This window comes from Idiomarina aquatica (assembly GCF_003987185.1).
Classification (GTDB): Bacteria; Pseudomonadota; Gammaproteobacteria; order Enterobacterales; family Alteromonadaceae; genus Idiomarina; species Idiomarina aquatica.
In genome coordinates, this window is the sequence record NZ_PIPS01000001.1 from 249,027 (window position 1) to 274,683 (window position 25,657).

Consider the following 25,657-nt stretch of genomic DNA (forward strand, 5'->3'; position numbering starts at 1 on the left):
TGTTAACTCCTCAATAGACTGTTGTTCGTTTTAAACGATTCTTTATAGTTTATCAGAATGTGGTACCGATATTGAACGAGAACACCTGCGTTTCATCGCCCTCAACCTCTTTCAATGCCCGACCCAATGAGAACGTCAATGGCCCCATCGGTGATATCCACTGCACCGACACACCGGCCGATACACGGAAGTCACCCGGATCACTGTAATCGGATAATGGTTGACTGTTGGGCACCAAATCCAGGTCTTTGTATTGATCGTAATCGAATTCAGTATCCCACACTGTTCCCACATCCACAAATACACTGGTGCGAACACTGTTACGCATACCTTCATCGATGAACGGTGTTGGTACAATTAACTCAAGACCACCGACGACCTTAGCGTTACCGCCAACCGCATAGCGTCTAACTTGAACACTTTCGGCACCTGTGCCCTCCGGGTAGCCGGATGGCAGACCGGTCGAGTCTGGAGGTCCTGTTACCTGTTCGGCAAAACTGTAAATTGCCCGAGGTCCAACGGTATTAGGTTCGAAACCACGCAAGTCGCCCTGACCACCGACGCGGAAGGACTCCCAGAACGGCAACAAGAACTCATTACCGACATCGTCTTCACCGTAGCCGTTACCATAGCCAATGTTAAAGCGCGTCAGGAACGACCACTGGTGATCGTCCGACAGCGGTATGTAATATTTAAAGTCGTAGTTGGCTTTAAAGTATTGAATATCACTAAACGGCGCAGAAACTTCTACCGAGGCGCGTTGTGATGAGCCTGAAGTCGGGAACGTGCCGCGGTTGAGCGTGATGCGTTGCCAACCCGCATTAAACTCATAGATATCAAAGGCAACACCTTCGTCTGGGTTTTCACGATCCAAAAATGCCGAGTAGAATTTTCGGATCTGCTCGTAGCCATCAACGTTGCTGACTTCCTGCTGCTTATAACCAATACCAAAGTTAAAGCTGTTGATTTCATCGACCGGGAACCCGATGTTCGATGAAATACCATAGGTTTTTTGATTATAGCGAATTAAGTTTTCAGCTTTTCCGGCATCAAACTCATTCATATACAGTTGCCCTGACAAACTGACACCGTTGATGGTGAAGTAAGGGTCTGCGTAGGAAATGCTGAAGTTTTTATTAAACCGACTGGTGGAGACGTTAATGCCCGCCCGATTACCGGTACCCAGGAAGTTATTTTGTTGTACGCCCGCATTTAATTGCAGACCCGAGTAGTCGCCGTAGCCGATACCGGCGTTAAAGGAGCCCGACGGCTGCTCTTTCACTTTATAAGTGATATCAACTTGATCATCACGACCGTCAACTTTTTGGGTTGAGCTTTCGACAGTTTCGAAAAAGCCCAGCCGTTCCAGTCGGACTTTGCCCTGCTCGACTTTGTCGTCCGACAACCAGGCACCTTCGAGCTGACGCATTTCACGGCGCAGCACGCGATCCTGAGTAAGGCTGTTGCCTTCAAAATTAATGCGACGGACGTAGACACGGTTACCCGGGTCAATCGAGAACGTCAGTTTGACCGTTTTGTCGTCGTCATTCCGTTCAGGAATGGCACGAACTTCCGGGTAGGCATAACCAAAGCGACCAAAGAACCGTGAGATCATGTCTTCGATGTAGGTGACCTGCGCGGCGTTGTACAGCGTGCCTTCCTCGATGGTGGCAATGCGCTCAACCAAATCATCGTGACCTTTAAGATCACCGATGACATCGGTACCGCTGACGCGGTATTTTTCACCTTCGTCAACGTTAATGGTGATGTAAATGCCTTCACGATCCGGTGTCATCGATACTTGTACCGACGTTACCGTAAATTGCAAGTAGCCACGATCGCGGTAGAACGACTCCAGCGTTTCTAAGTCACCGCTCAGTTGTTCTTTCTGATAGCGCTTCTCACCAATGACGTTCCACCAGGGTAAATCGTCTTTTAGCTCAAACGCATCCAACAGCAACTCATCCGGGAAGGCCTTGTTGCCAACAATGTTGATTTGTGCAATTTCAGCCGCATCGCCTTCATCGAAGGTCATCAGCAGTTCAACCCGGTTACGCGGTAGCTCGACCACTTCGATGGTAACTTCAGCGTTGTATTTACCAACACTGTGGAAGAAATCTTCCAGACCCTTTTCAATACCCGAAATGGTGGTGCGGTCAAGTGGCTCACCAACAACAATATTGTTGTCCTGCAGGCTTTGTTCAAGCTGTTCGTCTTTAATGTCTTTATTGCCTTCGAACGTAATCTCAGCAATGGTAGGACGCTCGCTCACCTGAAATATCAGCGTGCTGCCGTCGCGTTTTACTTCGATGTAGTCAAAGTGCGTAGACGAATACAACGACTTAATCGCGCTGCGAATTTGCATCTCGCTGACATCATCGCCAACCCGGACGGGAATATAGGTTAACGCGGCCCCCAGGGCAACGCGTTGCAAGCCTTTGACTTCAATATCTTCAACTACAAATTCTTCTTGTGCGTGCACCGGCGAAACCGCCGCTGCCACCATGGCACTCACTAACAGCTTTTTAAACGTCATTATGAATAGCTACTTATTGTTGATTCTAAATCAGAATGCGTACCGAACAATATCATTACTGATGGCCAGCACCATTAGCGCAAAAACCAGTGCTGCCCCAATTCGATAGCAAACATCTTGTACTTTTTCTGAAACAGGCTTTCCGCGTACCCATTCGACCATAAAAAAGGCCAGGTGCCCGCCATCTAAGACCGGCAATGGCAACAAATTAATGATACCCAGGTTAACGCTCAGTAGTGCCAGAAAACTGAGAAAATAAACAAATCCGTTGCCGGCACTGACTCCTGCCCCTTCAGCAATACTTAGCGGTCCTGCCAAGTTTTTAACCGATACGTCGCCGGTTAATAATTTTCCAATCATTTGTACGCTGATGACCATCAAGTCCCAAGTCTGTTGCGCACCTTTTACTAAACCGCCGACAATACCATATTGATGGTTAAATACATAACCCTCAGGTAGTGCCTCGGTCTTTGGCATAATGCCAAGATAACCTATGACACCGCTGGCTCCTTCCTGTTCCCCAACAAGGGCGGAAATTTGTTGGCGATTGCCATTTCGGGAAATGCCTAACGCCAACATTTGCCCCGGTGACTGCCGAATCACTTCGGTCAACTGCTGCCAGTTTGTTACCGCTTCGCCGTTGACGGTTTCGATCACATCGCCTTGTTGCAGGCCCGCTTCGGCTGCCGGCGAATCATCCATCACTTCGGCCAACTCGGTATAAACGTGCGGCTGATAAACGTCGATACCAAGACTACCGAAGGTCGACTCGGTTTCTGGATCAAACTGCCAGTCACTGAGGTCCAGTGTCTGCATACGTTCATTACCATTGCGGCTGCGCACCACCAGCGTAACGTCTTCATTGCCAATCGCTGACATCAGACCCAATTGCACCTGTTGCCAGTCATAAGCCTCGATATTACCCACTTGCACAATCTCGTCACCGCGTTGCAAGTTGGCGCGGCTGGCGATGGAGTCTGCGGCAACCTCACCGATGATTGGCTTCACCGTTGGTACCCCAATGCCAAACATCAGCCACAATACGGCAACCGCAAGCACAAAGTTAGCGATAGGTCCGGCTGCCACGATCGCAAAACGTTTATACACCGACTGAGCATTAAACGACAAATGCCGCTCGTGCTCAGCGACCGCGTCAACCCGTTCGTCGAGCATCCGCACGTAACCGCCTAACGGAATAACACCCAGTTGATATTCGGTACCGTCTTTGCCGGTACGCGACCAAATGGCCTTACCAAACCCCACCGAGTAGGTGATAACCTTTACCCCACACCGACGCGCGACCCAGAAGTGACCAAACTCATGAAACGCCACTAAGATGCCCAGCGTGACCGCAAACGCCGCGGCGTACCCTATAAAATCAAACATAAGCCACCTGCTTAACGCGTTCGCGCGCCCGCTCTCTGACTTGCTGATCCAACTGCAGCAATTCGTCTATCGAGGCACAATGGAACATTGGCTGGTGTTGTAGCACCCAGTCACACACTTCGGCAATTTGTGTAAAACCAATCTGCTCCTTTAAAAAAGCATCCACAGCAATCTCATTCGCCGCATTCAGGCTGGTGGTTGCGCTTTGTCCTTCCCAGCAACTATCAATGGCTAATTGCAGGCATGGGTAGCGCGCCGGTTCAGGCTGTTTAAAGGTCAGCTCGCCGAGCCGGGTGAAGTCAAGGCCACCCACACCGCTGTTAATACGGTCGGGAAAACCCAATGTGTGCGCAATCGGAGTGCGCATATCCGGCTGGCCGAGTTGCGCTAACACCGAGCCATCAACGTACTGAACCATTGAGTGAATCACACTTTGTGGGTGGATCACGATCTGCAGTTGTTGCCGTTGACAATTAAACAACCAGCGCGCTTCGATGTATTCCAGGCCTTTGTTCAACATGGTCGCCGAATCAACGGAGATTTTCCGGCCCATCGACCAGTTGGGATGATTGCAGGCCGCTTCCGGCGATTGTTGCGCCAACTGAGGCAGCGGCAAATCCCGAAATGGGCCGCCGGAGCCGGTCAATAAGATATGATCAATACCGGCTGCAGCGAGATCCATGTGCCCAACCTGCTGCTGTTGCTGCTCTGGCAAACACTGAAAAATCGCATTGTGTTCACTATCAACCGGTAATATGCGGGCGCCACTTTGTTTGGCGTGTTCAATAAACAACTGACCACTGACCACCAAGGCTTCTTTGTTGGCCAACAATACCGTTTTACCGGCATCAATGGCGGCCAGCGTTGGACGCAACCCGGCCGCACCGACGATAGCGGCCATCACAACGTCTACGTCGGCGGCTGCACTGACATCGGCTAGGCCTTGCTGGCCATACAGAACGGTCGTTTGCTGGGGTGCCAAGGCGCGCTCAAGTTTGACCGCGTCGTCAGCACAACCAATAACCGCATACTGAGGTTTAAATTCACGGCAAAGCTCGGCCAGTGCATCCACTTGCGTCATTGCCGTTAACGCAAACACACTAAAATCGTCGCGATGACGACGCACCACGTCGAGTGTGTTTTTGCCGATAGAGCCTGTTGCTCCCAGAACCGTAATACTGCGCATGGTTTAGTGTAGGAACTCCAGATAAGCAAGGGTGAAAATCGGTACCGCAGCCGTCAAGCTGTCAATTCGATCGAGAATACCGCCGTGGCCAGGCAATATCGACCCACTGTCTTTTACCCCGGCAGCGCGTTTAAACATACTCTCGTTCAAATCACCAAACACTGAGGCTACCACCGTGAATAATCCCGTTAAATAATACCCGGTAAACTGATCCGCCGGAATCTTAGTCCAGTGCGACACCACCATCATCACCACAAATGCCAGACTGATACCGCCGCATAACCCTTCCATGGTTTTACCGGGACTCACGGCCGGCATCATTTTATTACGGCCATACCGCACACCGGCGAAATAAGCGCCAACATCGGCTGCCCATACCAATAATAAAATGAACAACACCACCCAGCCACCAAAATAAGGTTGCAGGTCGATATTAATCGAACGTACGGTGATTAATGCTGCCCAGGTCGGTACAAAAATTAACAGCCCAAATAAACCAACAATAGAGCGTGTGCGTGACCACAAACGCCGGCTTGACGGGTAATTTACGATCAGCGCCAGGGCGCAGACCCACCAGACACCGCCCGCAACAATGGTGTAATAGATGAGCGGGTCCAGGGTGCCGTCTGTCCACAGATGTTGGTACGGCACGAATAAGCTGAGCACACCAATGATTGCGCCCACCGCCACGGTATAGGCGATTCGACCGCTGGTTTTTGTCACCCCCATTAACGGCGACCATTCCCAGGCGCCCAGCATCAGCACGGCTTGAATGAAAAGAGAAAATCCCCAAAGCGGCAATAAAAAGACCGCATACAAAGCAACCGGTATTAACAGCAAAGCTGTGAGTATTCGTTGTTTTAACAAAAATTATTCCTCTACCCGGGTTTCCAGATCGCGCATGACGCTGTCGAGCTGCTCACTGGTTAAACCAAAGCGACGTTCGCGCTGAGCGAACTCAGTAATTGCTTTGGAAAACGTTTCGTCGTCAAAGTCAGGCCATAAAACGGGCGTAAAATACAACTCCGCATAGGCAGCCTGCCACAATAAAAAGTTACTGATGCGACACTCGCCACCGGTTCTGATTAATAAGTCCGGAGTCGGCTGGCCCGCTAATTGTAACTGCGCCGCAAAGCGTTCACTGTTGATGTCTGAGCTGCTTAAAGCCCCGCTTTCAACCTGTTTCGCCAATGCCTGCGCTGCTTGAATAATATCCCATTGACCACCATAGTTGGCCGCAATGTTTAAGGTCAATGCGTTATTATTCGCGGTCTTTTCCTCGGCTTCGCTGATTTGCCGCTGCAGACGAGTGGAAAAACGCGACTTATCGCCAATGATATTCAATTTAATGTTGTTCTGGTGCAGCTTTTTCACTTCGCGTTTCAGCACCGTCATAAACAAGTCCATTAACACCGAAACTTCTTTTTCCGGACGTTGCCAGTTCTCGCTACTGAAAGCGAATAAGGTTAACGACTGAATACCATTACGACGGGCGAAGGCGACCGCACGCCGAACAGCCTCGGCGCCAGCTTTGTGACCAAAGGTGCGCAGTTTACCACGCTGTTTTGCCCACCGGCCATTACCGTCCATGATAATTGCTACGTGCTTAGGCACTAACTGCTGTAGCGATGGGAGTTCTGTCATGCTTCTGCCATAGATAATAAAAACGCCGCGCGAGAAGATCTTACACGGCGTTTAACACCAAAATTGAGCGCTAATCGAATCAGACTTCCATTAAGTCTTGTTCTTTTGCCTTCAGCGCTTCATCGATCTGCTTAACATATTTGTCCGTGATCTTTTGGATTTGTTCCTCAGCAGCGCGTTCTTCGTCTTCTGTAATTTCCTTTTCCTTCAGCAATTCTTTCACATCGCTGTTGGCATCACGACGAATATTACGAACCGCGACACGGCCTTGTTCCGCTTCGTTACGAACGATCTTAACCAGGTCACGACGACGCTCTTCGGTTAACGGAGGCAGAGGAATGCGGATGACTGAGCCGGCCGATGCAGGGTTTAAGCCCAGATCAGAGCTCATGATGGCTTTCTCAACGGCCTGAGTCGATGACTTATCAAACACCGTCAATGCCAGGGTGCGAGAATCTTCTGTAGTAATGTTTGCCAGCTGTTTTAGCGGCGTGTCGCTACCGTAGTAATTCACCATCACGCCATCGAGCAGGCTTGGGTGAGCACGACCGGTACGAACTTTACTCATTTGACTGCGCAGAGACTCTACGCTTTTTTGCATGCGCTGTTCAGCGTCTTTTATAATTTCATCAATCACGTTGCTACCTTTTACTTGATTCTTTGATCATTATTGGCGTCTTTACTGATCAGTGTACCTTCTTCTTCACCAAGAATCACTGACCTTAGCGCACCAGGCTTGTTCATATTAAATACACGGATCGGTAAACCATGGTCACGAGCCAGGGTAAATGCGGCCAAATCCATCACTTTTAATTGTTGCTGCAACACATCATCGTAATTAATGTGGCGATACAACGTCGCGTCAGGGTTTTGCACGGGGTCAGCAGAATAAACGCCATCGACCTTAGTACCCTTCAGAACCACATCCGCTTCGATCTCGATGCCGCGCAAACACGCCGCAGAGTCGGTGGTAAAAAACGGGTTGCCAGTACCGGCTGAGAATATCACCACTCGGCCTGACTTGAGTAAACTGATGGCTTCCGCCCAGTTATAGCTGTCACACACACCGGTCAATTCAATCGCGGACATTAAACGCGCGTTAACAAAAGCACGGTGCAGTGCGTCACGCATGGCAAGACCGTTCATTACGGTCGCCAGCATCCCCATATGGTCGCCAACGACCCGATTCATTCCGGCCTTAGCCAGGCCTTCACCGCGAAATAAATTACCGCCGCCGATAACTAAGCCCACTTGCACACCAAGTTCGACCAATTCTTTAATTTCTTGTGCCATTCTGTCCAGCACTTTTGCGTCTATACCGAAAGGCTCATCGCCCATCAGTGCTTCGCCACTGAGTTTTAATAAAATTCGTCGATAGCTGGGTTTCGGGTGGGTGCTCATCATAGCCTCGCTTTAGCCTTTTATTCGATAAGAAGTATATTCAAAAAAAACCGCGTCCTGAACCTTCAAGACGCGGTTTTTGTTCATTACTTAGGGGACGACCCGGTCACAAAGAATTAACCTTTGCTCGCAGCCGCCACTTGAGCTTGAACTTCAGACGCAAAGTCTTCTTCTTTACGCTCAATACCTTCACCAACTTCGAAACGTACAAACGTAACGACGTCTGCACCTTCTTTCTTCAGCAATTCGCCGACAGTCATTGAAGGATCTTTAACGAAAGGCTGACCTGTCAGGCTGATTTCGCCGGTAAACTTACGCATACGGCCTTCAACCATCTTCTCAGCGATTTCTTTCGGCTTACCGCTTTGCATAGCGATATCAACCTGAATAGCACGCTCTTTTTCAACCACTTCAGCGTTAACATCTTCAGGCTTAACGAATTGTGGGCTGCTTGCGGCAACGTGCATGCAGATATCACGAGCCAAATCTTCGTTACCGCCGTTCAATGCTACCGCTACACCGATGCGAGCACCGTGCGTATAGGTTGCAACAACATTGCCTTCTTCGATGGTTGCAACACGACGTACAGCCATGTTTTCACCGATCTTAGCAACCAGGTCTTCACGTTTCTTCTCAACGGTTTCACCGTCGATTTCTGTTGCGCGAAGTTTTTCAATGTCGTTTTCTTTGTTAGCGAACGCGGCGTTGATGACTTGGTCACCGAATGCCAGGAAGCTGTCGTCACGAGCAACGAAGTCGGTTTCACAGTTCAGTTCAACCAATGTTGCCTGGTTACCTTCAGATTTCACCAAGATAACGCCTTCAGCCGCAGTACGACCCGCTTTTTTCGCTGCTTTTGCCTGACCGCTTTTACGCATCAGTTCAATCGCTGCTTCCATATCACCGTCGACTTCCTGCAACGCTTTTTTGCAGTCCATCATGCCAGCGCCAGTGCGCTCGCGCAGTTCTTTTACCAGAGCTGCAGTAATTGCCATGGTTTTATCCTCGATTATTCTTCAGTTGCTTCAACAAATTCGTCAGCGTCTTTTACATCGCCTTGCGCAGCGCCAGCTTCTTTAACAGCAGTAGCGGCAGCGTTTAAGTACAACTGTACCGCACGAATGGCGTCGTCGTTACCTGGGATGATGTAGTCGATGCCGTCTGGGTCAGAGTTGGTATCTACAACAGAAACCACTGGGATACCCAGGTTGTTCGCTTCTTTCACTGCGATGTGCTCGTGATCCGCGTCGATTACGAATAAAACGTCAGGCAAACCGCCCATGTTTTTGATACCACCCAGGCTCTTCTCAAGCTTTTCCATTTCGCGGGTGTTAACCAGCGCTTCTTTCTTGGTTAGCTTTTCGAAGGTACCGTCCTGGCTCATGGTTTCGAGGTCTTTCAGGCGCTTGATCGATTGACGAACGGTTTTCCAGTTAGTCAACATACCGCCTAACCAACGATGGTTTACGTAGTACTGACCGCACGCTTGTGCTGCTTCTTTTACTGACTCAGCAGCGGCACGCTTAGTACCAACGAACAGGATTTTACCTTTGTTAGAAGCCACGTGCTGCAGGTAGCTCAACGCGTCGTTGAACATAGGCACGGTTTTTTCTAAGTTGATGATATGAATCTTGTTGCGAGCACCAAAAATGTACGGCTTCATTTTTGGGTTCCAGAAACGAGTTTGGTGACCGAAGTGGACACCCGCTTTCAGCATGTCACGCATTGACACGTTTGCCATAATCTTTTTCCTTTTGTAGGGGTTAAGCCTCCATACACCCCATAACACGACCCAAGCTATTGACTATAGCGCCTTGGGCACCCCGTATTATGTGACGGTATATGTGTGGTTTAAAGTTAGTTTAAGTTGCCTTCAAAACGGCGCGCATTTTATACCATATCCGCACTGGCAACACAATAGAAAGAAGATAGCGAAAAGCGCCTCTGGCTGATAAACTAGCGCCACAATGAACGACTAAATGACAGTACAATTTCGATAACAGAGAGCCGTACGAATGGATATATCGATAAAGACCCCGGAAGAAATAGAGAAAATGCGCGCGGCCGGCCGACTGGCGGCCAGCGTACTTGAGATGATTGGCGACTACGTCAAACCAGGTGTCACCACCGAAGAGCTGGATGAAATTTGCCATAAATACATCGTCGATCACGGTGCCTATCCGGCACCTTTAAACTATCACGGGTTTCCTAAGTCGATTTGTACCTCCGTCAATCACTGCGTCTGTCACGGTATTCCCGGTCCGAAAAAATTAAAAGACGGCGACATCATGAACATCGACGTGACCGTCAAGCTCGATGGCTATCATGGCGACACCTCAAAAATGTTTGTGGTGGGCAAACCGTCCATTTTAGCCGAGCGCTTAATCCGCGTTACTCAGGAATCACTCTACAAAGCGATCAAGATGGTTAAGCCCGGTGTTCGCCTCGGCGATTTCGCCGAAGTGATCCAGCAACACGCTGAAGGACACGGTTATTCCATCGTGCGCGAATACTGTGGTCATGGCATCGGCGCCGTATTTCATGAAGACCCGCAGGTGGTTCATTACGGTAAAGCGGGTACCGGTGAAGAACTCAAGGCCGGTATGTGCTTTACCATCGAACCCATGGTAAATGCCGGCAAACGCCACACCAAACTGATGAAAGACGGCTGGACCGTATTAACCAAAGACCGCAGTTTGAGCGCACAGTGGGAACACACCTTGCTGGTGACGGAAGACGGCGTGGAAGTATTAACCCTACGTGCTGAAGAAGAAGATACGCTACCGCGCGTCATCAAGCACGATGATTAGCCCAGTAAGGGAAACACAACGATGATCGACCCCGTCGCCTCAGAACACTTAGCTTGTGAAGATTTTTACAGCCAGTGGCCGGCGGCGGACGCCGCGCCGTCACGTGAGGCGTACCAACAACTGCTTGAGCGCTATCGGCAATGGTCAGAGCAACAGTTTATCACCGCCGATATTGACGCGCTGGTACACCACCGCTCGACGTTTTTTGATCAGTTATTGCAACGCTTATGGCAACAGTTTCAGTTGAACGAAGAAACCGTTTCACTGGTTGCAGTGGGCGGTTTTGGGCGTCAGACCTTACACCCGGGCTCCGACATCGACCTACTGATTCTGGACGATACCCAGTCGGCCTCGGCCGCCAGTAAGTTAACCGCTTTTCTCACCTTTCTCTGGGATCTGCACCTCGATATTGGTCATGCGGTACGCAGCGTCGCCGATTGCTTTGTGCAAGCTGCGGACGATATCACTGTCGCCACCAACTTGATCGAAGCTCGCTATCTGTGTGGCAACGAAACGCTGTTTCAGCGTTTTCAGCAACAACTGGTCAGCGAATTTCCATGGTCCAGTCGCGATTTCTATCAGGCCAAATTGGAAGAGCAGGAACAACGCCATCAACAATATCATGGCACGTCCTACAATCTGGAACCGAACATCAAATCCAGTCCCGGCGGTCTGCGCGACATCCAAACCATTGGCTGGATCGCCAAACGTCACTTTCAGACTCACTCTGACGAGAGCCTGGTCGAATACGGCTACATGACCGCCGATGAATTTGTTGAGTTGCGGGATTGCATGAACTGGCTCTGGCGCATTCGCTTTGCACTGCACCTGGAGGTCGGCAAACGCGAAGACCGGCTGCTGTTTGACTTCCAGCCCGGTGTTGCCGTGCGCTTAGGCTACGGTAATGAAGGTAAACAGTCGGTAGAGCTGATGATGAAGGACTACTTTAAAGTGGTGCTACGGGTCAGCGAGTTAAACCAGATGCTCTTGCAATTTTTCCAGCAGGCCATTCTCGGCGCACAGGATCTGATGGACTCTACGCACTTGGATGCCGATTTTGCCGTTACCGGTCATATGCTCAGTGCACGTCATGATCAGGTATTTGCAAACCGCAGTAATCTGATCAAAGCGTTTTTACTGATTGCTCAGCATCCTGAAATAAACGGTATCCAGTCCCACACGATTCGCCTGCTGCGCAACGCCAGAGCACAACTGCATGAGCCGCTGAGCTACGATGCCGACTGCCGCAAACTGTTCTGTCAGTTGATTGAACACCCGAATGGTTGCGGCCGAGCCTTTGCGCTGATGCATCACCACAGTGTGATGGCCAGTTATTTGCCACAATGGCAGCAAATTGTCGGGCAAATGCAGTTTGACTTATTCCACGCTTACACCGTCGACGAACATACCTATCGACTGGTGCGCAATTTGTACCGCTACAGCGATGCAGCGTACGCCGGCAATTTCCCGTTGTGCGAACAACTGGTTAAGCAGATGAAGCGACGCTATTGCCTTTATTTGGCTGGCATTTTTCACGATATTGCCAAGGGCCGCGGCGGCGATCATTCAGAATTGGGGGCAATGGACGCGCGCAATTTCTGCCATCAGCATGGCTACAGCGACGATGATGCAGAGCTGGTCGCGTGGCTGGTCGAGCATCACTTGACCATGTCGGTGACGGCTCAAAAACGTGACATTCACGATCCTGATGTGGTGCAGAATTTCGCCAATAAAATGCAGACTAAGGAGCGTCTCGACTTCTTATATTGTCTTACCGTTGCCGATATTCGAGCCACTAACCGTTCGCTCTGGAACAACTGGAAAGCCACCCTGCTGGAAGAGTTGTATAACGCCACACGTTACTTACTGGAGCAGAACAGCAGCAGCCCAACGCTGGATGTTCGTAAAAAAATTCAGCAGAATAAAGCCAACGCCATGGCGCTGTTGCTCAGCGCTGGCTTTAACGAGAACGACATTCAAAGTCTGTGGGGTCGTTTTACCGCCGATTATTTTTTCCGTCATACCGCCGAACAAATCAGCTGGCATTCGCAACATATCCTGAAGTTGTCTGCCGAGCAATTACCGCTTATCCTTATCGGCGATGAGAACAATTACGGCACCACTGAACTGTTCATTTACCACCATGAACAGAGCCATTTGTTCGCCTCGGTCGCCGGTGTTCTCGACGCTCAGCAGTTGAGTATTCTGGATGCGCAAATACTGGCAACCCGTGACGGTTTTGTGATGGACACCTTTGTGCTGCTGCAACGTGATGGTAAGCCGCTGACCGACCCGCAACGCATTGAGGAAGTCAAACAGCAGTTACTGGACGTGCTGCATCGGCGCCAGTCGGTACCCGAAAATCACCGGCCATTATCACGCCGGATGAAAAACTTTGAGGTGAAAACCCGGGTGAAGTTTTTACCCAGCAAGCATCAGCGCCGCACGACGTTTGAGTTAACCACACTCGATCGGCCGGGTTTGGTTGCTAAGCTTGCGGCCATATTGCAACGTCTCAATGTCAGTGTATTGGCAGCCAAAATCACCACCATCGGCGAACAGGCCGAGGATTTATTCATTGTTGCTTCCGCTGACAACGAGGCGTTATCAGAGCAGCAACGAGAACAACTTAAACAACAAATCGTAACAGAATTGGATTACTAGGAGCACGAATGCCAATTGACTATTACAAGCAGAAGATAACCGAAGCCTTTGACAACCGTGATGCCATCAACGTCAATACCGATGACGATGATCTCCGTGAAGCGGTGCGATACATCATCGATAAAATTGACCGCGGAGAACTGCGCGTTGCTGAGAAAGTATCCGGTGAATGGGTTGTTCATCAGTGGCTGAAAAAAGCCGTTCTGTTGTCGTTCCGTTTAAACGACAACTACCTGATGGAAGGCGGCGAAACCCGTTTCTGGGACAAAGTTCCGGCCAAATTTGCCGATTACGACAGCGCCCGTTTCCGCGCCGAAGGTATGCGCGTGGTACCGCCGGCGATGGTTCGTAAAGGTGCCTACATTGGCCGTAACGTGGTGGTGATGCCATCGTATGTAAATATTGGCGCTTATGTTGGTGAAGGCTCAATGGTCGACACCTGGGCTACGGTTGGCTCTTGTGCACAAATTGGCAAGAACGTGCATTTGTCCGGCGGCGTCGGCATCGGTGGTGTACTCGAGCCGTTGCAGGCTAACCCAACCATCATTGAAGACAACTGCTTTATCGGCGCGCGTTCAGAAATCGTTGAAGGGGTTATCGTTGAAGAAGGTGCGGTCATTTCAATGGGCGTTTACATCGGTCAAAGCACCCGTATTTATGATCGTGAAAACAATAAAATCCTATACGGTCGTGTGCCTGCAGGCGCCGTTGTAGTGCCAGGTTCACTGCCCTCAGCGGATGGTTCTCACAGCCTTTACGCGGCCATTATTGTTAAGCGCGTTGATGCCAAAACACGCGCTAAAGTGGGCATCAACGCCCTCCTTCGCAGCGCGGAGTAATCCCCCGGCGGCGAAACCGAGTGAAAGAGGCTCCCGCCTCTTTCCTCTTCTTTGCTTGTCCCCACAAAATGGCATAGGTTACTTTTCTATTTTTCGTTAAGGTCTATAGTTAACGAAACCGTTACCAAACCATTCGGGGTCGTGCTATGTTTTCACGTCTGTTTTTCCTCATTGTTTTTGTGATGCTATCGTTTAGCGTAACAGCAACAGCTCAGCAACAACGTTTCGATAGTGCCGAAGCCACCGACCCGAATAAGTTAAAATGGATGCAAGGCTTTCCGCCTCCTGCTGATAAAATTATTACTCACCCGGAATCTGATTTCTTTAGTTTTCCCAAACTCCGTTGGACCGTCTGCCATATTCGTGAATTACTTCCGACAACCCTCGTTAGCCGAGGGCTTTCAGCTCCTGCCCCATTACCTGAAAAGCTGGACTCAGAAATTGACAATATCACTTTCAAACGCCTCGATAATCATCGTGAACTGACCTGGAAGCAATCGTTAACGGAGAACTATACCGATGGTATTCTCATTCTGCACAAGGGCGTGATTGTTTACGAGGAATACGCCGGTTGCCTTAACGAGGAACGTAAACATGCCGCTATGTCCATGACCAAATCGTTAACCGGACTATTGGCCGAAATATTAGTCGCGGAGGGCACCCTCAACGCGCAGGCGACCGTTGCTTCCATTGTCCCGGAGCTCGCTGAATCGGCTTTTGCTGACGCAACGGTACGGCAAGTCATGGATATGACAACCGGACTGGATTACAGCGAAAATTACGAGGATCCCAATGCCGACATTTGGATCTACTCCGCGGCATCCAACCCGTTACCCAAACCCGATACTTATACAGGGCCAGTGGGCTACTACGAATATTTGCAAACCGTCAAAAAGGCGGGCGAACATGGCAAGGCATTTGGCTACAAGACCATTAACAGCGATGTGTTGGGGTGGATCATTGCACGTGTTTCCGGTTCTTCTGTCGCGCAATTGCTGTCAGCAAAAATTTGGAAGAATATCGGAGCAGAACAAGATGCCTACATGACCATCGACAGCAAGGGCACACCCTTTGCCGGTGGTGGGCTGAGTGCCGGTTTACGGGATATGGCTCGAGTCGGCCAATTGATGCTAAATGAAGGGACGTTGAATAACGAAAGGCTTTTTCCACAATCCGTTGTTGAACAAATCCGTAAAGGTGGTGATAAAACCGCATTCAGTCAAGCCAATTACCGTTATTTAGAGGGCGCAAGCTACCGCAGTATGTGGTGGGTTTTACACAATAAACACCAGGCATTCGCTGCTCGTGGGGTTCATGGACAAACCATTTATGTTGACCCCACGGCAGATATGGTGATTGTGCGTTTTGCTTCCCACCCGCTGGCAAAGAATACGCATACAGACCCAACCTCACTGCCAGCTTACCAAGCCGTAGCAGAGTATTTGTTGAGTTGTTGTGGGAAACATCAAGCTAACGTCGACGCGCACTAAGGTAGTGGTGACAGGCTCCGGCAATATGCAAGGCTATGATGCCCATAAACACAACCGCCAGTAGGCCATGAAGCTCGCGAAAAACGGCAAACTGTTGAATATCCGTCAGCTCCGCTGCCGGCAACCGGAATGCCCCGAACACGTCAACCGGACGTGCCGCCGCATATTGCATCAACAGGCCCGTTAGCGGCATCAGAAACATCAACGCATAGAGCAACCTATGTACCGTGTTAGCAACAGCTGATTGATAGCGGTTTTGCGGTTCGCTTGGCGTTGGAAGTTTCAGCCTCAACCGGTTAACGGTTCGCACCACAATCAGCAACGCCGCTACCAGACCAAAACTTTTATGCATATTCAGCAGCGTCAGTTGCCACGGCTCCAGCGACCGAACCATAAGCAGACCAGCACACAACATTGACACCATTAAGGCAGCCATTGACCAATGTAATAAACGCATAGAATATGGGTAACGACTAATCATTTTTTGCGCCCTCCCCACCGGCCGTTAACCGTTCCCATGCGCGACGCCGATAGGATTCCGCATAAGCCGCTGAGCGCGCCCGCAGGATAGGATCTCGTGTGGGCTCAATGCCATCGGGCAACACCAACGGGTCAAAGTTGATGACATGACAATGACCACTCGATTGCGGTTGCCAAGCGCTAATCTCCAACTCACCAACGACCACCCGTTGACGGTTATCCGGCCATTGTTTGGCCGGATTATTTTCATCGTCACCCGCGCCGGCAAAGGTGAACACCCAGTCAAACACCACCGTTTGCTGCGCTAACCGTTGTTGCAGCTCATCGTGCAGTGCGTCCTTATGCTGAGCCTGGGTTACCGGCTTGTTAGCACGAGGCTCGAATGACCAGCGAACCGCCCGCCGTTGACCGCTCTCATCAACCAGATAAAACGCATTGATGCTGTGATATTGCTCAGTCGCAAAGCTTGCGGTTGGCTGATAGCGAGCTTTCCAGGCCAAAAAGTCAGCACTCTCAGGATGCGCTCTGAAAAACGCCGTTATGGCCTCGGGTCCAGCTTTTAGCGCCTGTAACTGTTGATAAAAGCTGTGTGGATCCGATACTGCGGTTACCGGTGGTGTGTTCATGGCAAGTCGCCATTGCTGACTCGCACTGCTGACAAAACTTAATGCCAGACTTCGTACCGGTGCTTTCAGATCCGGTGCCGTCGGATTGTTACCGGCAATCGAAAAGCGCCCCGTAAAGGGAGTGGCGCCCGGTTTAAAAATGGTGGCTCGGCTGAATGCCGCCAAGCGGCCATTTGACACGAACTCACCTGTGACACAGATTCCCTTTGCATGCGCTCGACGAAATCCAGCGTAAACCCGTTCGCCCTGTTGTAAATCAACGAACTGCTGTGCAGTCACCTTATCAACCTTCTGCGCAAGCGCTGTCAGCGACACCGTCAGCGGCACTATCAACATCGCAATTAACCGTTTTTTCATTGCAGCCTGTTTTCCTTGAGTTTTTCGTTTCAGTTAATTATCTTGAATTAAAGATAATACCTTGTTTATTGACATAATGGTTCACCTAAACGATGCAAAATTTAGAAAAAATAAAACAACAGTGGGCGAAAGAGTGGCCTGAGCTAGATACTTCAACCATGATGTTGATTGGCCGGCTGCAACTGGTCCACAAACAAATGACAACGCGAATGAACCAGACTTTTCGACGTTTCGGACTCACCGATGCGGGTTTTGATGTCATCGCGACATTACGGCGGTCAGGTCCGCCGTATAAACTAACCGCAGGTCAGTTACTGGAGCAAATGCTGGTTACCTCAGGCAGTATGACCAGTCGTTTGGGCAGGCTTGAGAAACAGGGCTGGGTTTGTCGCTTAACGGATGAACACGACAAACGCGTGGTTTGGGTTCAATTAACACCATCGGCGCTGGCGATGAGCGACGACATCATCCTCGCTCACGTGGAAACGCAAAAGCAATTATTAGCCCACGTTCATTGCGACGACAGACGGCAACTGACCGAGCTTTTAGCGCGATACTTCGACGCGCCTCCGGAAGACGGTGCTAACACGACCCCGGACTTGACGTGACAGCTGCCGCGGAGATGGCCGGCATGATGGCGGCCATCATTACCGCAGCCTCGATGGCAGCAACCGCTTGCTTCGCCGCTTTTGAAACCACTTCGCCATTTTCTAATTGTTTGAGACGCTTTTTACGCTGCTTCAGCTCATCTTTTGTGAACACTTGTGGCAGTAATTTCGCGCTGTTTGCCAGTGCCACCAGAATTGCAATGTTGGGTTCGACATCGTCATGATCGGCCAGCACGGCGGCCCGCATTTGTTGACGTAACTGCTGTTCCGGTTGCGGATTCAGTTCAGGATAGACCTGACGCTCAAACAGCCACAATACTTTTTCTTTTTCCGCTGCCACGATACCGTCAGCCGCCAGCTTCTGTGCGACTTTATGTTTAAGGTGTTTAATTCTGCCCAGTTTTTGCACCCAATGCTTTAGGTTCAGTGGCCGCTTTGCCTGCGCTATCATCGTTAACGCTTCGTCCAGTAACGCGTCACCGGTGGTACTATCATCAACCACCGCCACTTTTTCCTTATTATCGACATCAACCTTAATGCGCTCGAGCATCAGCAGCTCTGCGGTCAGTGCGCCGGCCGTTGCGTATTCGACAAAGACACCGTTCATTGTGCCTCGCTCCTCACACAGAGCGAGTAACATAATGGCTTCGTATAATGTTAACTGGTCAGGCATACTCAACTCCTTAATGCAGCTATTGCTCTAGCGAGAGTCTTACTTTATCCACAATGTTAACGCTAGCCTACCGATAAAAACTATTTTCTTAAACACTACGTATCATCAATAACTTCAAACAGTAGGAAAATAGTATGTTTGGCTTGTTTAAATCCAACCCCACCAAAAAAATGCGTAAAGAACTTCAACAGCTCCAACAAAAAGCAATGGAAATGCAACGCAATGGCAATATTCGTGACAGTTCTCACATCAGCCAACAAGCGGATGAGCTATGGCAAAAAATTCAACGTATCGAAAATAAACGCTGACACCTTGCCGAGCGAAAATTTCGGCAAGCTACTATTGTTGTTTATTTCAAGACTTCTGTGTGAATAACGTCACCCTGTGCATTGCTGACTTGAATCAGACCACTGTCATCGGAAATAAAAATAGCGGTCTCTTTACTCTGCTTTGAAACAATAACCCGGTCGGCTGGAATTTCATTATCCCGTCCAACCCTGAAAACTTCGACAGTGCAAGGGAAGTGTCCCTTGCACCACTGCTTATCAACAATCCGCTGTTGCCGATCCAAGCGCGCCCATTCAGGCCGATTCGACTGATAGCTCGTCCTCGGCCAAACCACATTGACGTCATAGGTATCAGGCTTCAGCGACCACAGTTCGCCGTCACTATCGGTTAGTACAAAGGGGTGTTCAAATGAATGGTTTTCCGCCAGCCAGGTGTAGGTCTCGGACTCAAATTGGGCTTCACTCTTTTGCGCAATATCCGTTTGGTTGATTGTTAACGGATCGCTATTTAAGCTTGCTTTTATATAGTGTGCCAGCCACGCACTTTCATCAATATGACTGTAGCCAACATGAATAACCACTTTGGCTTCTGGTTCTTGGTTAAACACTTTGTCACGAAGGTTATTAACAGCCGCTTTTTCACGGGCTTCTGTGTCGCCTGAAACGTCAGAGCCATAATCGTACGAGACAAGTTGAAAACCAAGCCGCTTCGCGTGTAAAACTAAATTGGCAAAAATGGGTTCCGCTGTGTAAAAACCGGTTTTTTCTGAAACGTAACCTTTATCTAACTCATGCTCCGCATTTTCTGATAACGCTTCCAACGCTAAATAGCGATACCCTCGTTGCCAAAGGTCGTCTAATAAACGATGGGTAAAGACTCGATGTTGAGGAACGTGGTGAGCTTCATTAATCATCACGATCTGATACTTCTCTGCCTCATTCGCTAATGCAGAGCGGGCATTGTCAGGCACAAGCGTTTTAACATCCTGCGGTATCGTTTTAGCCGCAAGTCCGCGTTTATCAAATGATGCCAGCGCTTTGTTATACTCCCCCATGAACGAGTACGTCGTGCCAATCTCCTGAAGCAAAGCGTCGTGAACAATTTCATTATCCGAAAATTCATTTAACAGTCGATTTAACACAGAAATCTTTTCAGTGAGCGTTTTATTTTTGGTTTCTTCAGCAACCGTGCGAAAGGCTTTATTCACTTCCTCAAGATAGTCTTTTTCGGATGACTCAACCGCTGTGCTGGTGATACTGATAACGAGCGTAATCGGATAAATCCATTTTTTCATTGTCATTCTCCATGAAATTCAGCGTCGCTTAATAAAGCCCATTGATTCGTAGCCGTTGTTATTAAACTATCAAAATAACTGCGAAATGAAACAAAAGTATCTGAAATAGAAAATGCATCGCTGAACAGCAAGGTGTTGGGGAAGGATTTATTTACGAAAAGGCCCGCAACAATTCATCGGGTATGTCGATGGATAGATCCAGTGCCTCATTGCTGTGTGGATGCTGAAAACGGATGTGCGTCGCAGCCAGCAACAGTCGGTTACAACCAAACTGGTCGCGGAAAAAGCGATTGTGTCGTCCTTCACCATGACGGCTATCGCCAATGATGGGATGGCGAATGTGCGACATGTGGCGACGTAACTGATGTTTACGCCCTGTTTTGGGTTTCAGTTCGACCAGTGAATAGCGGCTGGTATCGTGTTTTTTGCTCACTTTAAAAGGCAGTTCGATACGCTTGAGACAACGGTATTCTGTGATCGCCTGTTGGGCTTCTTTATCCTCGCGGGCATCTTTGTCCGCAATTTTATCGAGCTCTTCTTTTAACGGATAATCGATGACCCCGGCGTCATCAACATAGCCCCGCACCACCGCGTGGTAGGTCTTCTCGACCGCACGTTCAGTCCACTGCTCGTTCACTAACCGTGCCGTGTCACTGTCCAACGCAAACACCAGTAACCCGGACGTCGGGCGATCCAATCGGTGCAGCGGAAATACATGCTGACCGAGTTGATCACGCAGTAATTGCATGGCAAAGACTTTCGCATCAGAGGCAAGGCGGCTTCGATGAACCAATAACCCGGAGGGTTTATCAATCACTACCAGGGACTCGTCCTGGTAGACAATAGGTAACGGCGATGAGTCCACTAGACGTCGTCCTGTAACGGATCGGTACCGCTCAACAAAACATCAAACTCTCGGATCAGTTCGATCAGTTGCTCGTGTTGTTCCAGCTCATTGCGGAAGGTATGTGCGGCCATCGGGCTTACTGCAATTGACGACGGCAATGGTTGCTGACCATCAATTAATGCCCACATTCTTGGAATAAGTACAAACTGCAACCATTGATGGAACTCTAACGTGTCCATAGCAAAGGGCTGTTGGCTTTCGAGTGCTTGTACCGGCGGTTGGTGTGACTGCCACAAACCCAGGCTGTTCAGTTCGCGTTCAATTCGATCGAGCAATCGTGCGGCTCGTTGATACTGCTCCATCGGAGACTCCGTTACCACTTCGTTCAGTAAAACCGATATAATGAGGGCAATAGTGAGTTAAACCTACATAAAATTCAAGTTTTGGAGTTGTTGTGACGCAATCTATCAGTACGCTCGGCGAATTTTTACAAGCGGGAAAAGCGGATTATCAGGTCTTTGATTTAGGACGTTGCCTGCACGAAATTGACCAAACCACCTTTGACCGTATCGAACGTCAGCAACAACCCTACCCTTTTCCGATTCGTCAACAGGCGCAACTGGCGGTGCTGTTTCGACACCGACAACAACCGGATAACGACTACTTGTGGTTTATTCAATTGCCGCTGGATGAGCGAGGCTTATTAAGCAGCGCCGCCCGGGATCATTATCTGGAGTTTGTGCTCAACGCTCTGGGTCACGAAATCACCGGCAGTTTAACCGATGAGCAAGAGCAGCAGCTTAAGCAAAACCCCTATTTGTTCACGCCGAGTGACGTTCAGCGCGCGGCCTTACATGCCCGTATCGCGGTTCAGCGCCGGGCGGCTCCTAGCCTCTATTTTGATGACGCCGAAACCTATTTAGCATCGCAACAGGGGGACTGGCAAAACCTTGGTATGCAGGGTTTACACGATTGTGCAGCACGCCTGGCACAGCTTCCGCAACTCTGCGCCGCCATTGCGTCGCACTTCACCGATTATCCAGCGGCCGTTCGTCAGCAGCTAGCCGCCGCACTGGAGCACCAACCGTTACCGGCTAAGCTCCGTGATGCATTGGTCACGGTTGCCGCTACCAGTACCGCGGAAACACGCTGTGACGCGATGCGAGCTTTAGCCTCTTGTGCCGAACAAGGGCCGGTGATTCAATTGATTCGCAACCAGCTGACGACAACCGCAAGCGAATCGCTGGACGCGGACAGGCTGACCGTAATGGCCGCCCGACTGTGGCTGGCATTAGCTGACCCAACACGGTTAACACGTTATATTCATGCCATCGCCCAATTGCAACCGGTAATGTTCGATGCCTTGTTTCAGGATATTATCAGCTTACCGCAATTACGCCCGTTACTGCTTAGCCTGCTGGCACAGGGACAGCTTAGTAACGACAGTTTGCAGGCACTGAACCGACTAAAACAAAACGTACAGGGATAAGGCATGAGCTTATTGGATGTTCTGCTACTGCTCGGGCTGCTGTTACTCGGCTGGATATTCTGGCAGCACCGACAGCAATCGGAAAGCGCCTACCGACACGCGGCGCACTATTGCAAACAGCAGGGGCTACAATTGTTGGATGTCCGACGTGATCGCACACGCTGGTCCTTTAAGGGCCGTCAGCCGGGGTGGCGGGCGACCTTTAAAATGGGGTTTAGCAGTGACGGTGAAACCCGCTATGAAGGTGATTTGGAGTTACATAATCAACAACTTATCGGCGTCGAATTACCACCGTTTCGTGTGCCCAATCGCGAACCACTGCACTAGTAACGTCATCACGCGAGCTTACGTGGCGTCGCTATCCGTGCTGTTGCGGGCATGAAACAACAAGTCGCCGTTTAACTCGGCGACGTTAATGTTTGCCCGCCGTTGATAACCTCGTTTGAGGAAAAAATCGCGATAGTCGTCGCGCGTTACGTATACGCCAACGCCCTGTGATTCGGGATCTTCCTGCAACAGAGTATCAACCGCTTGCACCAGTAACTGGCCTAATCCGTGTTGTTGATACTGTGGCGCCACCGCAATAAAAGCCAGCATATGATAAGGCACATCCGGCATCGCCTGCTGAATACGACGCTCTTTTTCCAATACCTGCTTGGTACTTAAGAAACCCGCCGTTAACAGCATCGAAATACGCCAGTGCCAGAAACGGTTAGGGCCAAAACTGGCACCCGGCCGGGTCAGACAGGCAACACCGAGCAACGTGTCGCCGTCTCGCACACCAATAATGGGTTGGTCACTTTCCCAAAACGCCGTCAGATCTTCGCGAATCGCCGCCCGCAGGCGCTTATCGTAATCGGCTTTCTCGGCCCGAAAGATGCGCTGAAACAGCGCATCATCGTGATAGGTTTTGAATAACAGCGACGCCGCCGCTTTTAAGTCTTCGGCGGTTAAATACACCAACTCACCAGCGATTGTGTGCGTGTCGACTTGCTCAGTTGTTGCCTGCACCATTGCATCTCTCTTTGGTTGTTATTATTTCACCAACCTAGCGAGATTTTTTGATGCTGTCGAGTGCCAAATCACCCGTTCCGGTTAATTCACCGTTAACAAAAACCAGCGGCGTGCATTCATCACGAGTGGTCATGCCATCAGCATGCGTTCGGTGGGTGCGGTAGTACAACACCTGGTAGTCACTGTCATCGGCTTGCCAGCGATCACTAAAATCCGGAGTACCCAAGCGCTGTTTAACTTCATTCACCGACAGTTGCATCGGCAGCGCCGCAATACGGTTTCGATTTTCGCGCTCATCGACCTGCCCGTCGTACTCTGCACGACCTTCTTTCCAGTCCGATTCGGTTACAATAACGCAACCCTGCAATAATAAAGACCCTGCCAAAACGGTCGCAAGAACGGGTAATGCTTTCATCGAGTAATTCTCCCAAATTGTTATTTTTGCATTCCAGGGGCGGTTGCAGCGGGTCTGCAACCCTGATTCCCTAAGGTTAATGCAAATGCTGTTCCAAATTTTAATAGCCTGTTTTTAAAGCATTTTTTATTGTCAGCATGAGGCGTTTGTCAAACAATTTGGCGAGTTCCGCGACTTATTGGTCAACGCTGCGGTTGGCACTGTTCAAGAAACTCATCTAGCGTCTGTGCGATAACTTCATGTTGCGCTTTACCTATCCACTCAAGCCCAACGACTCCGCTTTGGTTATCAATACTGACCAGTAAGTCATCGGCCTCGTGCGCCAAGCCGATAAATACGGTTTCGGGTTGCTTCAACTTGCGCTTCATCAGAATGTGGCCGGTAATGTTTTGCAACAGCCGTTCCGCATCCTCTGGCCCTTGGGTTTGCAGCAATGACAGACCATGCTGTTGCTGCTGATGAGTAACGATGACATTCAGGTCGCCGGCAAACCAACGCCCGTAATAGTCTTTCACATGCTTGTGAAAGGTCAGTTCCAGGGCTGTTTCCAGAGCGCTGAAGTCGAGTTCGGGTTGTTGTCGCACCGGTTGCCAGGCGACCTGGTCTTCATCCAGGGGTTGTCGATAGATGGGACTGTTCCATTCGGCAACGTATTCGGTAATCAGGGGATCAACCTGGGTCCGGTAACGTTCGATTAATCTGTCCAGGGCTTCGCTCATCTGGTACTCGCTGTTAAATGGCTTTAAACTACGCGCATTGTATGCGTGGAGTGAACAAATGCCAAACGACAACCCGTTAAAGCACCTTAATCTGGGTCAGACAACCGCTTACCCAACCGAATACGATGCCGGCCAACTTAAAGCCGTGCCCCGTGCGCTGAACCGTGAGCCGATCGGCATCAGGGATGCACAATTGCCTTTTGACGGCGTGGATTATTGGACCGGTTACGAAATTTCCTGGCTTAACGAGCAGGGTCTGCCGCAGGTTGCCGTGGGCTACTTTAGTGTGCCGGCAAGCACGCCCAACCTGATTGAATCTAAGTCCTTTAAGTTGTATTTGAACAGCTTTAACGAATCACGCTTTAGTCATTGGCAACAGGTACAACGTTTGATGCAGCGCGACTTATCGAACTGTGCCGGCGGTGCCGTTGAGGTTGAGCTGCGCGCATTGACCGATGTTACCGGCGAAACCGTCGATGATTTACCCGGTCAGCTCATCGATCATCAGGATATTCGTATCACCCACTACGATTACGATCCCGGCTTATTGCAGGTGGTGTCGACGACGCCGGTGCAACAGCAGTACAAAAGTCATTTATTAAAGTCTAACTGCTTGATCACCAATCAGCCGGATTGGGGCTCGGTTTATATTCACGGCACCGGTCCACAACTGGATACCGCCTCATTGCTCCGCTACCTGGTCAGTTTTCGGCGTCATAATGAGTTTCATGAGCAGTGTGTTGAACGCATTTATCAGGATCTGTTTGCGCTGGGATTTGCACAATTGAGTGTGTACGCTCGTTATACGCGCCGCGGTGGGTTAGACATCAACCCGTTCCGCTCCAACTTCGAGCAGGCGCCAGCCGTTAAACGACTGGCGCGACAGTAGTT

General features: G+C 50.0%; 27 protein-coding genes. 9 read left to right on the top strand and 18 right to left on the bottom strand.

The genetic code is table 11. From position 1 onward, the window contains the following. Positions 1 to 52: 52 nt before the first annotated feature. The 9 genes from bamA to rpsB all read right to left on the bottom strand — a co-directional run bounded on the left by bamA (position 53) and on the right by rpsB (position 9,894). Entirely contained in the window at positions 53 to 2,536 is a 2,484-nt protein-coding gene (gene bamA, locus CWE23_RS01280) for an outer membrane protein assembly factor BamA (RefSeq protein ID WP_126819181.1), read from the bottom strand. A gap of 30 nt (positions 2,537 to 2,566) precedes the next feature. Next, positions 2,567 to 3,922, bottom strand: a complete 1,356-nt coding sequence (gene rseP, locus CWE23_RS01285; RefSeq protein ID WP_126819182.1) for a sigma E protease regulator RseP — start codon at positions 3,920 to 3,922, stop codon at positions 2,567 to 2,569. Next, entirely contained in the window at positions 3,915 to 5,108 is a 1,194-nt protein-coding gene (ispC, locus tag CWE23_RS01290; RefSeq protein WP_126819183.1) for a 1-deoxy-D-xylulose-5-phosphate reductoisomerase, read from the bottom strand. The genes rseP and ispC overlap by 8 nt, the downstream gene beginning before the upstream one ends. 3 nt (positions 5,109 to 5,111) lie before the next feature. Then, entirely contained in the window at positions 5,112 to 5,975 is an 864-nt protein-coding gene (locus CWE23_RS01295; RefSeq protein WP_105306156.1) for a phosphatidate cytidylyltransferase, read from the bottom strand. 3 nt (positions 5,976 to 5,978) lie between these two features. Further along, positions 5,979 to 6,752 carry a polyprenyl diphosphate synthase gene (gene uppS / locus CWE23_RS01300; protein WP_105306155.1) on the bottom strand — a complete coding sequence of 258 codons (774 nt, stop codon included), beginning with the start codon at positions 6,750 to 6,752 and terminating at the stop codon, positions 5,979 to 5,981. Positions 6,753 to 6,831: 79 nt separating this feature from the next. Continuing rightward, positions 6,832 to 7,389, bottom strand: a complete 558-nt coding sequence (gene frr, locus CWE23_RS01305) for a ribosome recycling factor (protein ID WP_105306154.1) — start codon at positions 7,387 to 7,389, stop codon at positions 6,832 to 6,834. An 11-nt stretch (positions 7,390 to 7,400) separates the two neighbouring features. After that, the gene (gene pyrH, locus CWE23_RS01310) at positions 7,401 to 8,153 is read right to left on the bottom strand and encodes a UMP kinase (protein ID WP_105306153.1); all 753 of its coding nucleotides are present in this window, start codon (positions 8,151 to 8,153) and stop codon (positions 7,401 to 7,403) included. 116 nt (positions 8,154 to 8,269) lie between these two features. Then, complete coding sequence (tsf, locus tag CWE23_RS01315; RefSeq protein WP_105306152.1) at positions 8,270 to 9,148, bottom strand: translation elongation factor Ts; 879 nt, start codon at positions 9,146 to 9,148, stop codon at positions 8,270 to 8,272. A gap of 14 nt (positions 9,149 to 9,162) precedes the next feature. Continuing rightward, entirely contained in the window at positions 9,163 to 9,894 is a 732-nt protein-coding gene (rpsB, locus tag CWE23_RS01320) for a 30S ribosomal protein S2 (protein WP_105306151.1), read from the bottom strand. 274 nt (positions 9,895 to 10,168) lie between these two features. Here rpsB and map point away from each other — a divergent pair, with 274 nt between their 5' ends. The 4 genes from map to CWE23_RS01340 all read left to right on the top strand — a co-directional run bounded on the left by map (position 10,169) and on the right by CWE23_RS01340 (position 15,956). Continuing rightward, entirely contained in the window at positions 10,169 to 10,963 is a 795-nt protein-coding gene (gene map, locus CWE23_RS01325) for a type I methionyl aminopeptidase (protein WP_105306150.1), read from the top strand. A gap of 21 nt (positions 10,964 to 10,984) precedes the next feature. After that, on the top strand, positions 10,985 to 13,627 hold the full coding sequence (gene glnD, locus CWE23_RS01330) for a [protein-PII] uridylyltransferase (protein WP_105306149.1): 2,643 nt from the start codon (positions 10,985 to 10,987) through the stop codon (positions 13,625 to 13,627). 8 nt (positions 13,628 to 13,635) lie between these two features. Then, positions 13,636 to 14,466, top strand: coding sequence for a 2,3,4,5-tetrahydropyridine-2,6-dicarboxylate N-succinyltransferase (dapD, locus tag CWE23_RS01335; protein ID WP_105306148.1), 831 nt, complete (start codon positions 13,636 to 13,638; stop codon positions 14,464 to 14,466). A 146-nt stretch (positions 14,467 to 14,612) separates the two neighbouring features. Further along, positions 14,613 to 15,956, top strand: coding sequence for a serine hydrolase domain-containing protein (locus CWE23_RS01340; RefSeq protein ID WP_126819184.1), 1,344 nt, complete (start codon positions 14,613 to 14,615; stop codon positions 15,954 to 15,956). Here CWE23_RS01340 and CWE23_RS01345 read toward each other — a convergent pair. Together CWE23_RS01345 and CWE23_RS01350 are read right to left on the bottom strand one after the other, a co-directional pair. Next, a complete protein-coding gene (locus CWE23_RS01345) occupies positions 15,937 to 16,437 on the bottom strand; it encodes a cytochrome b (RefSeq protein ID WP_126819185.1) in 501 nt (166 codons plus the stop codon). The genes CWE23_RS01340 and CWE23_RS01345 overlap by 20 nt on opposite strands. After that, positions 16,430 to 17,419 (bottom strand): catalase family peroxidase, encoded by a 990-nt coding sequence (locus CWE23_RS01350; protein WP_126819186.1) that lies wholly within the window; start codon positions 17,417 to 17,419, stop codon positions 16,430 to 16,432. The genes CWE23_RS01345 and CWE23_RS01350 overlap by 8 nt, the downstream gene beginning before the upstream one ends. A gap of 92 nt (positions 17,420 to 17,511) precedes the next feature. Here CWE23_RS01350 and CWE23_RS01355 point away from each other — a divergent pair, with 92 nt between their 5' ends. Beyond that, positions 17,512 to 18,027, top strand: coding sequence for a MarR family winged helix-turn-helix transcriptional regulator (locus CWE23_RS01355; RefSeq protein ID WP_105306144.1), 516 nt, complete (start codon positions 17,512 to 17,514; stop codon positions 18,025 to 18,027). On the opposite strand, the gene CWE23_RS01360 is transcribed toward CWE23_RS01355, so the two are convergent. Continuing rightward, on the bottom strand, positions 18,002 to 18,700 hold the full coding sequence (locus CWE23_RS01360) for a GOLPH3/VPS74 family protein (protein ID WP_105306143.1): 699 nt from the start codon (positions 18,698 to 18,700) through the stop codon (positions 18,002 to 18,004). The genes CWE23_RS01355 and CWE23_RS01360 overlap by 26 nt on opposite strands. 134 nt (positions 18,701 to 18,834) lie before the next feature. On the opposite strand from CWE23_RS01360, the gene CWE23_RS01365 reads away from it, so the two are divergent. Beyond that, the gene (locus tag CWE23_RS01365; protein ID WP_105306142.1) at positions 18,835 to 19,008 is read left to right on the top strand and encodes a DUF6435 family protein; all 174 of its coding nucleotides are present in this window, start codon (positions 18,835 to 18,837) and stop codon (positions 19,006 to 19,008) included. A gap of 41 nt (positions 19,009 to 19,049) precedes the next feature. Here CWE23_RS01365 and CWE23_RS01370 read toward each other — a convergent pair whose 3' ends face one another. From CWE23_RS01370 to CWE23_RS01380, 3 genes are all read right to left on the bottom strand, one after another. Continuing rightward, on the bottom strand, positions 19,050 to 20,282 hold the full coding sequence (locus tag CWE23_RS01370; RefSeq protein ID WP_126819187.1) for a hypothetical protein: 1,233 nt from the start codon (positions 20,280 to 20,282) through the stop codon (positions 19,050 to 19,052). A gap of 151 nt (positions 20,283 to 20,433) precedes the next feature. Further along, positions 20,434 to 21,147: a tRNA pseudouridine(65) synthase TruC gene (gene truC / locus CWE23_RS01375; protein ID WP_126819188.1), complete on the bottom strand. Its 714-nt coding sequence runs from the start codon at positions 21,145 to 21,147 to the stop codon at positions 20,434 to 20,436. Continuing rightward, complete coding sequence (locus tag CWE23_RS01380; RefSeq protein ID WP_105306137.1) at positions 21,147 to 21,491, bottom strand: YqcC family protein; 345 nt, start codon at positions 21,489 to 21,491, stop codon at positions 21,147 to 21,149. The genes truC and CWE23_RS01380 overlap by 1 nt, the downstream gene beginning before the upstream one ends. A gap of 92 nt (positions 21,492 to 21,583) precedes the next feature. On the opposite strand from CWE23_RS01380, the gene CWE23_RS01385 reads away from it, so the two are divergent. Both CWE23_RS01385 and CWE23_RS01390 read left to right on the top strand, forming a co-directional pair. After that, positions 21,584 to 22,618: a DUF3549 family protein gene (locus tag CWE23_RS01385; RefSeq protein WP_126819189.1), complete on the top strand. Its 1,035-nt coding sequence runs from the start codon at positions 21,584 to 21,586 to the stop codon at positions 22,616 to 22,618. Positions 22,619 to 22,621: 3 nt separating this feature from the next. Then, positions 22,622 to 22,945, top strand: coding sequence for a DUF3301 domain-containing protein (locus tag CWE23_RS01390; protein WP_105306135.1), 324 nt, complete (start codon positions 22,622 to 22,624; stop codon positions 22,943 to 22,945). Positions 22,946 to 22,963: 18 nt separating this feature from the next. Here the strand turns inward: CWE23_RS01390 and CWE23_RS01395 are convergent, their stop codons facing one another. From CWE23_RS01395 to syd, 3 genes are all read right to left on the bottom strand, one after another. Further along, entirely contained in the window at positions 22,964 to 23,632 is a 669-nt protein-coding gene (locus CWE23_RS01395; RefSeq protein ID WP_105306134.1) for a GNAT family N-acetyltransferase, read from the bottom strand. A 34-nt stretch (positions 23,633 to 23,666) separates the two neighbouring features. Beyond that, positions 23,667 to 24,047 (bottom strand): DUF3192 domain-containing protein, encoded by a 381-nt coding sequence (locus CWE23_RS01400; protein ID WP_126819190.1) that lies wholly within the window; start codon positions 24,045 to 24,047, stop codon positions 23,667 to 23,669. Positions 24,048 to 24,229: 182 nt separating this feature from the next. Next, on the bottom strand, positions 24,230 to 24,766 hold the full coding sequence (gene syd, locus CWE23_RS01405) for a SecY-interacting protein (protein ID WP_126819191.1): 537 nt from the start codon (positions 24,764 to 24,766) through the stop codon (positions 24,230 to 24,232). A gap of 58 nt (positions 24,767 to 24,824) precedes the next feature. Here syd and queF point away from each other — a divergent pair, with 58 nt between their 5' ends. Continuing rightward, complete coding sequence (gene queF, locus CWE23_RS01410) at positions 24,825 to 25,655, top strand: NADPH-dependent 7-cyano-7-deazaguanine reductase QueF (protein WP_105306131.1); 831 nt, start codon at positions 24,825 to 24,827, stop codon at positions 25,653 to 25,655. Positions 25,656 to 25,657 lie beyond the last annotated feature (2 nt).

Bases quoted from the DNA above. Each gene is read 5' to 3' on its own strand.
- bamA (WP_126819181.1), bottom strand. From the start codon at position 2,536: ATGACGTTTAAAAAGCTGTTAGTGAGTGCCATGGTGGCAGCGGCGGTT.
- rseP (WP_126819182.1), bottom strand. From the start codon at position 3,922: ATGTTTGATTTTATAGGGTACGCCGCGGCGTTTGCGGTCACGCTGGGC.
- ispC (WP_126819183.1), bottom strand. From the start codon at position 5,108: ATGCGCAGTATTACGGTTCTGGGAGCAACAGGCTCTATCGGCAAAAAC.
- uppS (WP_105306155.1), bottom strand. From the start codon at position 6,752: ATGACAGAACTCCCATCGCTACAGCAGTTAGTGCCTAAGCACGTAGCA.
- pyrH (WP_105306153.1), bottom strand. From the start codon at position 8,153: ATGAGCACCCACCCGAAACCCAGCTATCGACGAATTTTATTAAAACTC.
- tsf (WP_105306152.1), bottom strand. From the start codon at position 9,148: ATGGCAATTACTGCAGCTCTGGTAAAAGAACTGCGCGAGCGCACTGGC.
- rpsB (WP_105306151.1), bottom strand. From the start codon at position 9,894: ATGGCAAACGTGTCAATGCGTGACATGCTGAAAGCGGGTGTCCACTTC.
- map (WP_105306150.1), top strand. From the start codon at position 10,169: ATGGATATATCGATAAAGACCCCGGAAGAAATAGAGAAAATGCGCGCG.
- glnD (WP_105306149.1), top strand. From the start codon at position 10,985: ATGATCGACCCCGTCGCCTCAGAACACTTAGCTTGTGAAGATTTTTAC.
- dapD (WP_105306148.1), top strand. From the start codon at position 13,636: ATGCCAATTGACTATTACAAGCAGAAGATAACCGAAGCCTTTGACAAC.
- CWE23_RS01340 (WP_126819184.1), top strand. From the start codon at position 14,613: ATGTTTTCACGTCTGTTTTTCCTCATTGTTTTTGTGATGCTATCGTTT.
- CWE23_RS01345 (WP_126819185.1), bottom strand. From the start codon at position 16,437: ATGATTAGTCGTTACCCATATTCTATGCGTTTATTACATTGGTCAATG.
- CWE23_RS01350 (WP_126819186.1), bottom strand. From the start codon at position 17,419: ATGAAAAAACGGTTAATTGCGATGTTGATAGTGCCGCTGACGGTGTCG.
- CWE23_RS01355 (WP_105306144.1), top strand. From the start codon at position 17,512: ATGCAAAATTTAGAAAAAATAAAACAACAGTGGGCGAAAGAGTGGCCT.
- CWE23_RS01360 (WP_105306143.1), bottom strand. From the start codon at position 18,700: ATGCCTGACCAGTTAACATTATACGAAGCCATTATGTTACTCGCTCTG.
- CWE23_RS01365 (WP_105306142.1), top strand. From the start codon at position 18,835: ATGTTTGGCTTGTTTAAATCCAACCCCACCAAAAAAATGCGTAAAGAA.
- CWE23_RS01370 (WP_126819187.1), bottom strand. From the start codon at position 20,282: ATGAAAAAATGGATTTATCCGATTACGCTCGTTATCAGTATCACCAGC.
- CWE23_RS01380 (WP_105306137.1), bottom strand. From the start codon at position 21,491: ATGGAGCAGTATCAACGAGCCGCACGATTGCTCGATCGAATTGAACGC.
- CWE23_RS01390 (WP_105306135.1), top strand. From the start codon at position 22,622: ATGAGCTTATTGGATGTTCTGCTACTGCTCGGGCTGCTGTTACTCGGC.
- CWE23_RS01395 (WP_105306134.1), bottom strand. From the start codon at position 23,632: ATGGTGCAGGCAACAACTGAGCAAGTCGACACGCACACAATCGCTGGT.
- CWE23_RS01400 (WP_126819190.1), bottom strand. From the start codon at position 24,047: ATGAAAGCATTACCCGTTCTTGCGACCGTTTTGGCAGGGTCTTTATTA.
- syd (WP_126819191.1), bottom strand. From the start codon at position 24,766: ATGAGCGAAGCCCTGGACAGATTAATCGAACGTTACCGGACCCAGGTT.
- queF (WP_105306131.1), top strand. From the start codon at position 24,825: ATGCCAAACGACAACCCGTTAAAGCACCTTAATCTGGGTCAGACAACC.